This window comes from Planococcus sp. VCh962 (assembly GCF_057748275.1).
This window is the reverse complement of the sequence record NZ_JBYLHS010000001.1, coordinates 1,471,174-1,480,847: the sequence shown is the minus strand read 5'-3', so window position 1 is coordinate 1,480,847 and position 9,674 is coordinate 1,471,174. Positions and strand designations below refer to the sequence as shown.

Annotated in this window: 7 protein-coding genes and 8 tRNA genes; 14 read left to right on the top strand and 1 reads right to left on the bottom strand. The window is 45.1% G+C overall.

Annotation, left to right across the window (positions count from 1 at the left end):
* Nucleotides 1-244 precede the first annotated feature (244 nt).
* The 8 genes from AC3AQ9_RS07490 to AC3AQ9_RS07455 all read left to right on the top strand — a co-directional run bounded on the left by AC3AQ9_RS07490 (nucleotide 245) and on the right by AC3AQ9_RS07455 (nucleotide 910).
* A tRNA-Met gene (locus AC3AQ9_RS07490) sits at nucleotides 245-321 on the top strand.
* A 4-nt stretch (nucleotides 322-325) separates the two neighbouring features.
* Nucleotides 326-401, top strand: a tRNA-Asp gene (locus AC3AQ9_RS07485).
* A gap of 17 nt (nucleotides 402-418) precedes the next feature.
* Nucleotides 419-494: transfer RNA gene (locus AC3AQ9_RS07480), tRNA-Phe, on the top strand.
* A 6-nt stretch (nucleotides 495-500) separates the two neighbouring features.
* Nucleotides 501-574, top strand: a tRNA-Gly gene (locus tag AC3AQ9_RS07475).
* Between the two features lie 10 nt (nucleotides 575-584).
* A tRNA-Ile gene (locus tag AC3AQ9_RS07470) sits at nucleotides 585-661 on the top strand.
* Between the two features lies 1 nt (nucleotide 662).
* A tRNA-Asn gene (locus tag AC3AQ9_RS07465) sits at nucleotides 663-737 on the top strand.
* Between the two features lie 4 nt (nucleotides 738-741).
* Nucleotides 742-832 (top strand) — tRNA-Ser (locus tag AC3AQ9_RS07460).
* A gap of 6 nt (nucleotides 833-838) precedes the next feature.
* Nucleotides 839-910, top strand: a tRNA-Glu gene (locus AC3AQ9_RS07455).
* Between the two features lie 91 nt (nucleotides 911-1,001).
* Here the strand turns inward: AC3AQ9_RS07455 and AC3AQ9_RS07450 are convergent.
* Complete coding sequence (locus AC3AQ9_RS07450; RefSeq protein WP_488306787.1) at nucleotides 1,002-1,970, bottom strand: DMT family transporter; 969 nt, start codon at nucleotides 1,968-1,970, stop codon at nucleotides 1,002-1,004.
* A 341-nt stretch (nucleotides 1,971-2,311) separates the two neighbouring features.
* Between AC3AQ9_RS07450 and AC3AQ9_RS07445 the strand changes: the two genes are divergently transcribed.
* The 6 genes from AC3AQ9_RS07445 to menC all read left to right on the top strand — a co-directional run bounded on the left by AC3AQ9_RS07445 (nucleotide 2,312) and on the right by menC (nucleotide 9,579).
* Nucleotides 2,312-3,703: an isochorismate synthase gene (locus AC3AQ9_RS07445; RefSeq protein ID WP_488306786.1), complete on the top strand. Its 1,392-nt coding sequence runs from the start codon at nucleotides 2,312-2,314 to the stop codon at nucleotides 3,701-3,703.
* Nucleotides 3,690-5,387, top strand: coding sequence for a 2-succinyl-5-enolpyruvyl-6-hydroxy-3-cyclohexene-1-carboxylic-acid synthase (menD, locus tag AC3AQ9_RS07440; protein ID WP_488306785.1), 1,698 nt, complete (start codon nucleotides 3,690-3,692; stop codon nucleotides 5,385-5,387). Before AC3AQ9_RS07445 ends, menD begins: the two co-directional genes overlap by 14 nt.
* The gene (menH, locus tag AC3AQ9_RS07435) at nucleotides 5,387-6,214 is read left to right on the top strand and encodes a 2-succinyl-6-hydroxy-2,4-cyclohexadiene-1-carboxylate synthase (RefSeq protein ID WP_488306784.1); all 828 of its coding nucleotides are present in this window, start codon (nucleotides 5,387-5,389) and stop codon (nucleotides 6,212-6,214) included. Before menD ends, menH begins: the two co-directional genes overlap by 1 nt.
* Nucleotides 6,211-7,029, top strand: coding sequence for a 1,4-dihydroxy-2-naphthoyl-CoA synthase (menB, locus tag AC3AQ9_RS07430; RefSeq protein ID WP_488306783.1), 819 nt, complete (start codon nucleotides 6,211-6,213; stop codon nucleotides 7,027-7,029). Before menH ends, menB begins: the two co-directional genes overlap by 4 nt.
* Nucleotides 7,030-7,090: 61 nt before the next feature.
* Nucleotides 7,091-8,524, top strand: coding sequence for an o-succinylbenzoate--CoA ligase (locus AC3AQ9_RS07425; protein ID WP_488306782.1), 1,434 nt, complete (start codon nucleotides 7,091-7,093; stop codon nucleotides 8,522-8,524).
* Entirely contained in the window at nucleotides 8,515-9,579 is a 1,065-nt protein-coding gene (gene menC / locus AC3AQ9_RS07420) for an o-succinylbenzoate synthase (protein WP_488306781.1), read from the top strand. Before AC3AQ9_RS07425 ends, menC begins: the two co-directional genes overlap by 10 nt.
* Nucleotides 9,580-9,674 lie beyond the last annotated feature (95 nt).

Sequence of the window (9,674 nt, the reverse complement as noted above, 5' to 3'; positions counted from 1 at the left end):
GCTGAAGGGATCGGTCTTGAAAACCGACAGGGGAGTCAAATCCCGCGGGGGTTCGAATCCCTCTTCCTCCTCCATTTATTTCCAAAATGTGTGGACTGATATTTTTAAATCTTCTATAGTATTGTCGCGGGGTAGAGCAAATCGCTGAACGAAGACAGCGATTAACACCGAAGCAGCCGAAGGCGATGCAGGTGTCCACTACGAAAGACGCGTAACAGAAACAATGTACCACCTATAATATTGTCGCGGGGTAGAGCAGTTCGGTAGCTCGTCGGGCTCATAACCCGGAGGTCGCAGGTTCAAATCCTGCCCCCGCAACCAAAATGGTCCCGTGGTGTAGCGGTTAACATGCCTGCCTGTCACGCAGGAGATCGCCGGTTCGATCCCGGTCGGGACCGCCATTTTTACATAACAAAGTGGGTCAGTAGCTCAGTTGGTAGAGCATTAGATTGAAGCTCTAAGTGTCGGCGGTTCGATTCCGTCCTGACCCACCATTTTTTGCGGGTGTAGTTTAGTGGTAAAACCTCAGCCTTCCAAGCTGATGATGAGAGTTCGATTCTCTTCACCCGCTCCATTATACATATGGGCCTATAGCTCAGCTGGTTAGAGCGCACGCCTGATAAGCGTGAGGTCGATGGTTCGAGTCCATTTAGGCCCACCATTCCGAAGTAGCTCAGTGGTAGAGCACCGCACTGTTAATGCGATGGTCGTAGGTTCGAATCCTACCTTCGGAGCCATACTGGGGAAGTACTCAAGTGGCTGAAGAGGCGCCCCTGCTAAGGGTGTAGGTCGGGAAACCGGCGCGAGGGTTCAAATCCCTCCTTCTCCGCCAGTAATTGGCCCCTTGGTCAAGCGGTTAAGACACCGCCCTTTCACGGCGGTAACACGGGTTCGAATCCCGTAGGGGTCATACTAAAAGAGACATGCATAACAATGCATGTCTCTTTTTTATTGGAGATAAATAAAAGAAAGGAGCTGCTTGTTTTTAAAGTAGCTCCTTTTTAGTTACTAATGGACTGGACGGTATTGGGCTTTTTTTGAATCGAAGTTTGGCTGTGAGCGATCATACCAATCATAACTACGGCAATTCCGACCCAAGACAGTGTAGATGGAAGAGCAATAGAAAGAAAAATTACTTCTCCAGCCAATGCAAACAAAACTTCCAAAGATTGAGTGGCTTCAACTGCTGCTAACTTTTTCATATCTTTTCTTATCATATCAGTTGCCATGAAAAAAAGTACGGTCGCAAAAACTCCAGAACAAATGGCTACTATTAATGATTGGAAAATCTGTGAGGAGCCCGGTGTACCTTCTTTCCATAACCCGTAGCAAGCCAATACAAGCCAAAAAGGCAGACTTGCTAATGTCATGCCCAGAACCCGTTGATAAGCGTCTAAACGGCCGCCGCACAGAACCATCATTTTACGGTTTCCGAGAGGATAAGCGAATGATGCCAACAGTACGGGAAGAAAGCCTAGTAAAAATGTTTGCAATGAAATTTGCTGAGCATTTTCGAGCTGCATTAACAAAATGCCTAGAAGTATAAGAAGTGACATTGCTAGCCCTTTATAAGGTATTTTTTCTCTGACTTGGAGCGGACCATTTCGAGTCTGAATCGTTGTATAAAACAATGGCACTAATAAAGAGCCAGAGATAATAGTGATCTGCCATGTTCCGGCAATCAACCAACCCGGCGAATAGGCGGCAGCATAACATAAAGGCGCATAGAATAAAACAAATCCAATAAAACTCCAAAGCAGCCAATGTACTGGTGCTTTTTTCATTTCGTTTAATAGCGGCTTTAAGTTTTTACGGGCTAGCACAATAAATAAAAGAAAGGGGACCATAAATATATATCTTAAGGAAGCACTCCAAATCCAGCTTCCACCTGCTGATTCCATACTGGCATTTAAAACAAATGTAAAAGCAAAAAAGAAAGCTGCAAAAACACCGATAATAATTGGCCTCAATCGATCTTCCCCTTTCCTAATAAAACTTATCTCAATATAACTTGTTTAGAAATTTCAGTCAATATAAACCTTTTCTTAAAAATGAAAAGGATTCTTCAAAATTTAAAGCATAAACATAAAGAAAAAGTTTTAATGAATTGCTCCAAAAAGCCATCCAATATTGTTTAGAAACGATTGTGACATTCTGTACAATTTTTCTCTTCATATTTTGCTTCAAATTCAATGCACCTACATCAAATGTTGTGCTGAATTTAGGAGAAAAGAGTATGATAGAAGATAGAGATTAAAAAGTGAAGCAGATTGTGCTTTTTGCACAACGAGTTTAAAACGGAGGGAAAAAGATGAATCCACAACAGTATTCATCGACAGAAAAATATATAAGTACGCGTTATCTTGCGTACAGTTTTTACACAGAAACAATAGAAGTTTCACGGATGTCGGCATTAGCTTTTTTTGAAGCAGGCGAGAAGCACTATAAAGGAAAGCGGATGTTTTGGCAGAATCGGGAAAAGACTTTTACATTCGTCGGGCTTGGACATGCCCATGTGCTTGCCACACCAAATCATCATGGAAGATTTGAAGAAATCAAAGAGGATTGGCAAAGTTTATGCAGTCAAATTGTTAACGAAGAAGCAGATGTGCAGCCAATATTATTTGGTGGATTTTCATTTGATCCGTTAAATAAAACACAAACGGAATGGACCCATTTTCCACAAGCTTATTTTGCAGTACCATCGTTTCAAATGATTATTAAAGATGATCAGGCATATGTCAGCATCAATTTAATCACAAAAGAGGATGCAACATTCAATGCGTTCGAGGCTCTTCGAAAAGAGCGCGATCGACTGATTCACGCAGCACAAGTTATGGAACGGCCGAAGTACCAAAAACCGCTGGTGGTAGAGCGTACTGAAATCAAGAAAGAGCAGTATTTGGATTCGATCAATAAAGTAACAGCCATCATTAAAGCAAAACAAGCTGAAAAAGTGGTAATTGCCCGTTCTTTGAGATTGGAATTTGAACAGCCATTTTCATCTGGGGCGGCTTTATGCCAAGTGGCTGAAGAGCAGCCTGAAAGCTTTCTGTTCGGATTGGAAGCACATAATCAATTATTCTTCGGTGCTACGCCGGAACGTCTTGTAAAAGTGAAAGATCGCCAAGCCCTTTCTACATGCCTGGCAGGATCAACTCCCCGCGGCAATACGGTGGAAATGGATGCGAAGCTTGGCAATGAATTGCTGAACGATAAAAAGAACCGTTCTGAGCATCAATATGTAGTAAAGATGATCAGTGAAGTTTTTAACGAACATAGTTCTCATTTGTTTGTTCCAAAAACGCCTAAGCTAATGAAAATTAGGGATATACAACATCTTTATACACCGGTTGAAGGAGAATTGAAAACCGGTTCGACATTGTTTGATTTGGTTAAGGATTTACATCCGACACCAGCGCTCGGCGGTGAACCGAAACAAGAAGCTCTGAGTTTGATCCGCCAATACGAAACGATGAACCGAGGATTTTATGCGGCACCGATTGGCTGGATTGATGCAAAAGGCGACGGTGAGTTTGCAGTGGCCATCCGGTCAGCGCTGCTAAATGAAAAAGAAGCTTATTTATATGCAGGGGGCGGAATTGTAGAAGATTCCACACCTGAGTCGGAGTATGCAGAAACCTGGGTTAAATTCAGACCGATGCTCCGTGCACTTGGAGGTCAATTGAGTGACGAATCGTAAATCATTAACAGAGTATGTATCAGCTTTTACACATTCACTTATCCACTTAGGCGTAACAGACGTGGTAATTAGCCCGGGTTCCCGGTCAACACCGCTTGCTTACGCATGCATGAAACAAGAAGGTTTAACGGTATACAGACAGATTGACGAGCGCTCTGCAGCTTATTTTGCGCTAGGAATGGCGAAAGCATCCGGCAAGCCGGTCATGCTGCTTTGTACTTCAGGAACAGCTGCGGCCAATTATTTCCCTGCTGTTGTAGAGGCTTATTATGCAAGGGTTCCGTTATTAGTCGTGACAGCGGACCGGCCGCCAGAATTGCGTGAAGTCGGTGCGCCACAAGCCATCAACCAAATCAATTTATTCGGTTCCCATGTAAAATGGGCTGCTGATTTGCCAATGCCAGAAGAAAAGAATCTGTTGGAATTTTTGGCTCGTCATCTCCATCGGTCAGTGGCTACAGCGAAAACGGAACCAAAAGGACCTGTCCATTTGAATGTGCCGTTCCGTGAACCGCTGCGCATCGACTTTGACCAAAGCTATGAAAGCCGCGGTGAAATGATGCATTTTACTGGTGAGTTTATGATGAATAAAGAGACAGAGGGATTTTTGCAGAGTTTATTGGAACAGCAGAAAGGGCTATTGGTGGTAGGGGAAATGACTGCTCCTATGCCGGAAAGCTTTTGGGAATTTGTGCAGAACTTGCAATGGCCGGTGCTGGCAGACCCGTTGTCCAATTTGCGTGCCAATGTAAAACCGGAAGATCAGCATTTGATCATCGATGCATATGATGCCATATTGAAAAATGAACAGTTCAAGGCTGCGATGATCCCGGATGTGGTCATTCGAATCGGACCGCAGCCGGTGTCGAAGCCGCTTACTTTGTATCTAGCTGCAATTAAACCGAAAAACTATGTCGTATTTGATGAAAGCCCGATGATGCGTGATGCCCAGTCTGTCGTAACGCATCATATACAAGCAGCAGCCAAAGGCTTATGGCAGCTACCGATCACAGCGAAAGAAGAAAATGCCTATGCCGTTAAATGGCAAGAGGCATCACAGCTGTATTGGCAAATGGTAGAACAGCATTGTGAAAATGAGCTCGATGAAGGCGTTTTGGCAAAAGTGTTTTTCGATGAATTGGACAAATGCCATCTGGTCGTCAGCAGCAGCATGCCAATCCGGGACTTGGATACATTTTTCCATACCAACGAGCGTGATGTCATGATTTACGCCAATCGGGGAGCCAACGGCATTGACGGAGTTGTCTCGACTGCTTTTGGTGTACAGGCAGCAGTAAAACGCCCGACGTATTTATTTATCGGCGATTTATCTTTTCTGCATGATATGAATGGGTTGATTGCTTCAAAAATGCAAGACACCGATTTGACGATAATCGTCATGAACAACGACGGTGGAGGAATTTTCTCTTATTTGCCGCAATCGCAGGAAGAACGGTATTTTGAAGATTTGTTTGGCACACCGACCGGGATGAGTTTTGAAGATGCAGCACGGATGTATGACACCGAGTATGCAGCGGTGCAATCAAAAGAAGATCTTGTTTTAGCTTTGCGCAGCCATAAGCAAAAGCCTGTAAAAATCATCGAAGTTTTTACAGACAGACAACAAAATGTGGAAATCCATCGGAAATTGTGGAATCGGTTTAGCGAGGAGCTGTCGAAGTAATGAAGATTCAAATTTTAGATGTTCAGTATCATCTAGAAGTGTTAAACTTCGACAAGGAATCCACTGTTGTTTTTCTTCACGGTTTTACTGGAAGCACAAAAACATGGCATGAAATTGCCAGGGCTTTACCGGAATACAAAATTGTTCTGATTGATTTGCTTGGCCATGGCAAGACGGAGTCACCGGAAGATTCTTCCCGTTATACAATGGAGCTCCAGGTTCGCGATTTGAATTTGCTGTTCGGTCAGATGGGGTTGAAAGAGTTTGTGTTGGCCGGCTATTCACTGGGCGGCCGCACAGCTCTTGCCTATGCTTGTTCTTATCCGGAGCAAGTAGAGGCATTGATACTGGAAAGTGCCTCTCCCGGGTTGAAAACGATGGAAGAACGGCTTGAGCGGCAACAGCGTGACAGCGAACTGGCGCTGCGGATTTTAGCGAATGGCATTACTTCGTTTGTTGATAAATGGGAAAACATCCCGCTTTTTGACAGCCAGAAACAATTGCCCGAAACAGTGAAGCAAACTATCCGCTCAGAGCGGCTGCATCAAAGTCCACTGGGGCTTGCCAATAGCTTAATCGGCATGGGAACCGGCACGCAAATGTCTTACTGGACCAAGCTGAAACAGCTGAACTTACCGGTTTTATTGGTGACAGGAACCATGGATTCGAAGTTTATGGCAATTGCGGAAGAGATGAAACAGGCACTTCCAAAGGTGCAACACGGTGTTATTGAAGCAGGGCATGCAATACATGTGGAAAAACCTGCTGAATTTGCTACAATGGTAAAGGAGTATTTAAGTTCTAACTATCAAGGAGGAAAATCATGACACGCGAATGGATTACAGAACGTACATATGAAGATATAAAATATGAAACGTATAATGGCATTGCCAAAATTACGATCAACCGTCCGGAAGTGCGCAATGCCTTCCGTCCGAAAACAGTGCATGAAATGATCGATGCATTTTCACGTGCACGCGACGATTCTAAAGTAGGCGTTATCGTTTTAACAGGTGAAGGCGAGAAAGCATTCTGTTCAGGCGGAGACCAAAGTGTCCGAGGGCATGGCGGATATGTAGGAGAAGATGAAATTCCACGTTTGAATGTATTGGATCTTCAGCGTTTGATCCGAGTTATTCCGAAACCGGTCGTCGCCATGGTTGCAGGATACGCAATCGGCGGAGGCCATGTTCTGCACGTAGTGTGCGACTTGACGATTGCTGCTGACAATGCCCGTTTTGGACAAACAGGACCACGCGTCGGCTCATTTGATGCCGGCTATGGCTCAGGTTATTTAGCTCGCATCATCGGACATAAGAAGGCACGTGAAATTTGGTACCTATGCCGTCAATACGACGCGCAGGAAGCACTTGATATGGGGTTAGTCAATACAGTGGTTCCTTACGAGCAGCTTGAAGATGAAACAGTAAAATGGTGTGAGGAAATGCTCGAAATGAGCCCGACCGCGCTTCGCTTTGTAAAAGCGGCAATGAACGCCGATACAGATGGCCTTGCTGGTCTTCAGCAAATGGCAGGAGATGCGACATTGCTTTACTACACAACGGATGAAGCAAAAGAAGGCCGCGATGCGTTTAAGGAAAAACGCAAACCGGACTTTGGTCAATTCCCTCGCTTCCCGTGATCAATGAATAATCAGAAGCTGTCCTTTTAGGGCAGCTTTTTTTGAAGAAAGGATTTTTTAAATGACTTATCCAAATTGGTTGAGCCAGCGCAGTCATTTAAGCGGCAGCCGTATGGCGTTAACGTTCCAAGAGCAACAATGGACTTTTGCTGAAATCAATGAAATAGCACTCGAATACGCTGGTAAACTGACAGCGCTAGGAGTGGCGGAAGAATCGCGCGTCGCCATTTTAGCAAAGTCCAATCCTGATTTTGTTTTTGTCATGTATGGCTGCATGCATATTGGCTGTGAAATGGTCATGCTCAACGAACGGCTGGCGCCACCGGAACTGGCTTATCAAATTGATGACTCGGAAGCTGAATTTGTTTTGGTGGATGATGAATTGAAAGAAAAAGTGGAGGACTATAATCCGGTTTTATTCAGTTCCATCCGCGAAGCGTTTCCGATTGAGTTTGAAATCCAACATGAATGGGAGAAAGGCCGGACGATATCGATCATGTATACATCGGGAACGACAGGCAATCCAAAAGGTGTTCGGCAGACGGCAGAAAACCATTTTTCAAGTGCCGTTTCTTCTGCGCTAAATATTGGAGTCTCACCTGACGATGTCTGGCTTTGTTCAGTCCCTCTATTCCATATCAGCGGATTTTCCATCTTGATGCGTTCGCTGATCTATGGCATGGGTGTAAGGCTGTATGAGAAATTTGACGCTGAGCGCAGTGCCAAAGAGATATGCAGCGGGACCGTGACGCATATGTCGATGGTTGGCGTAATGCTTGAACGGATCCTGAGAAGTGTGGAAGAAGCTTCTATGACAGCATCTCCTCGTTTTAAAGCGATTCTTGCAGGAGGCGGTCCGATTCCAGTGGCATATATCAAGCGTGCAGAACAATGCGGCATACCGGTCCTGCAGACTTATGGCATGACCGAAACGTCCTCGCAGACGACCACGCTGCAATCCGCGGATGCGGAGCGAAAAATCGGTTCTTCAGGCAAGCCGCTGTTCTTGTATCAAGTTAAAATAGGCGGCACAGCAAGCCCTGGCGAAAAAGGAGAAATCCTGATTCATGGTCCTCAAGTAACGCCGGGCTATATTGGCAAATTTTCAGGCAGAAAAGTGCAGGAAGATGGCTGGCTTCATACAGGGGATGTCGGTTACTTGGACGAAGAAGGATTTTTGTTCGTTGTGGACCGGCGTTCGGATCTAATCGTTTCAGGAGGCGAAAATATTTATCCGGCTGAAATCGAAAAAGTGCTGCTTGCACACCCGGCTGTCCGGGAAGCGGGCGTTTGCGGTGTGCCGGATGAAGAATGGGGTGAAGTTCCGGTGGCTTTTGTCGCATTGAATGAACCTGCGGAAGCAGATGAACTATTGGCATACTGCAGAGAACAAATCGCTTCTTATAAAGTGCCAAAGCGATTATCATTTGTAGATTCTTTGCCGCGCAATGCATCAAACAAGCTTCTCCGAAGAGAGTTGAAGCTATGGAACTGACAATCATGGGGATTGAATTGCAAGAGGTGAATAAACCTTTAAAAAAGCCGTTTAAGACGTCTTTGCAGAATGTGGAAGAGCGGGAAAGCCTGATTGTTAAAGTGACTGATGCAGAAGGTGTGGAAGGCTACGGGGAATGTGTGGCGTTCTCGACGCCTTGGTATACGGAAGAGACAGTGGTAAGCAGCCGGTTTGTCATTGAAAAAGTGCTGATTCCGATCTTGCTGCATCAAAGCTTGAAACATCCGGGCCATGTAAGCCGGCTGTTTCAGCAAGTGAAAGGCAACCGCATGGCAAAAGCTGCAATCGAAATGGCCGTGTGGGATTTATTCGCCAAGAAAAAAGACGTGCCGCTTTGGAAAATGGTTGGCGGTGAAGAACGGTCGATTCCTGCAGGTATTGTGGTGGCTGCAGATCCGGAAAAAATAGAAGGCCAAGTGGCGGAAGCAGTATCTGCAGGGTATAGCCGCATAAAAATTAAAATCAGCCCGGACTCCGATTTGGACGTGCTGGCAGGGATTATCAGAAAATACCCGGAGCCACTCTTTTTCGCAGATGCCAATGGAGCGTTTGCAGAAGAAACGTTTGAACAACTGCTGGAACTTGACCAAGCCGGTTTTGCCTTGATTGAGCAGCCTTTTGGCGAACAGCAATGGCTGCTTCATGCAAAGGCAAAAAAAGCAATGAATACCGCTATTTGCCTGGATGAAAGCATTAAAAGCTTGGAAGACGTTCAGCGCATGATTGATGAACAAGCAGGCGATATAATCGTTTTGAAAATGGGCCGGCTTGGCGGCTGGAGCGAAGCTTTGAAAGTGGCAAGGCTATGCCGATCGAATTCAATCGGCATGTGGGTTGGCGGCATGATTGAATTCGGCATCTCCAAAGCGCATAATTTAGCTTTAGCGTCATTGCCAGGAATCACACTGCCCGGCGATTTTTCCGATTCTCGGCATTATTGGAATGAGGATATCATCATCCCGGAAATAACGGTGAAAAATGGCGAAATTGAATTGAGCAAGGAAAGTGGAATCGGATACAAAGTGAAGTTGTGAGGAAAGCTTGAATTCCATAGAGAATTCAAGCTTTCTTTTTATCCAGGTTAGATTGTTAGGCAAAAATATAAGCATGCATTAAAATGCAAAAGTTA

Bases quoted from the DNA above. Each gene is read 5' to 3' on its own strand.
- menC (WP_488306781.1), top strand. From the start codon at position 8,515: ATGGAACTGACAATCATGGGGATTGAATTGCAAGAGGTGAATAAACCT.
- AC3AQ9_RS07425 (WP_488306782.1), top strand. From the start codon at position 7,091: ATGACTTATCCAAATTGGTTGAGCCAGCGCAGTCATTTAAGCGGCAGC.
- menB (WP_488306783.1), top strand. From the start codon at position 6,211: ATGACACGCGAATGGATTACAGAACGTACATATGAAGATATAAAATAT.
- menH (WP_488306784.1), top strand. From the start codon at position 5,387: ATGAAGATTCAAATTTTAGATGTTCAGTATCATCTAGAAGTGTTAAAC.
- AC3AQ9_RS07445 (WP_488306786.1), top strand. From the start codon at position 2,312: ATGAATCCACAACAGTATTCATCGACAGAAAAATATATAAGTACGCGT.